The 675-nt window shown below is 68.9% G+C and carries 1 protein-coding gene; it reads right to left on the reverse strand.

All coding sequences use genetic code 11. The annotated features are described in order from the left end of the window. Nucleotides 1-600: DUF3427 domain-containing protein (locus NS365_RS23330; RefSeq protein WP_153003949.1), on the reverse strand; the 600-nt coding region annotated here is incomplete at its 3' end. Nucleotides 601-675 lie beyond the last annotated feature (75 nt).

The following is a 675-nucleotide window of genomic DNA, read 5'->3' on the forward strand; positions in this document are numbered from 1 at the left end:
GCCGATATCCCCGGCGGTGGCCTCCCGCACGCACAGCAGCACCTGGGACCCTCTCTGCTCATGCGTCCGATACCTGAGTCCGGTGGGACTGCCCGCGGCGGTGGAGCTCTGGGACTCCCAGTGGCACAGCGACTCATCCACCGCATAGTCCCTATAGAGGGTGCGCGGGGAGAACTGCGCCTCCGATTTGCGCAGGGTCACCAGCAGCAGGTCCACCCGCGCCTCGGGAAACCATCGGACTCCGGAGACCAGTGACCCCGGGGTCCCCTTCGTCCGCGTGCCCAATCCCAGCGCGGCGGCGAGCTCATCCCTCGAATATCGGGCATGGCTGCGCAGCGGACTGCTCTCCAGCGGCCCGTTGAGCCTCTCCGGCAGCGCGCGCGTCTCGGTCTCGCACACGTCCAGCAGCTGGAGCAGCTCACGCCTCACGTGGACGGATCTCGCCAGCCGCTGCAGCGCCTCAGTCATGCCCTCCGGGGCGCCCTGAGGCCAGAAGGAGAAGTACAGCATCGGCGCGAAGGGATCCTCCGCCCGCACCCGGGGATCCAGAGCGGGGTCCAGCAGGCGTCTGTAGGCGCGGATCCGCTCCGGGTCATCCACATGCGTCAGCCCCCGGATCCTCCGGAGCAGATCGTATTCTGCGGACAGCGGTGGGAGAGCGTCATCCGGCCGAGC

The organism is Aureimonas ureilytica (assembly GCF_001475935.1).
Taxonomy (GTDB): domain Bacteria; phylum Pseudomonadota; class Alphaproteobacteria; order Rhizobiales; family Rhizobiaceae; genus Aureimonas; species Aureimonas ureilytica_A.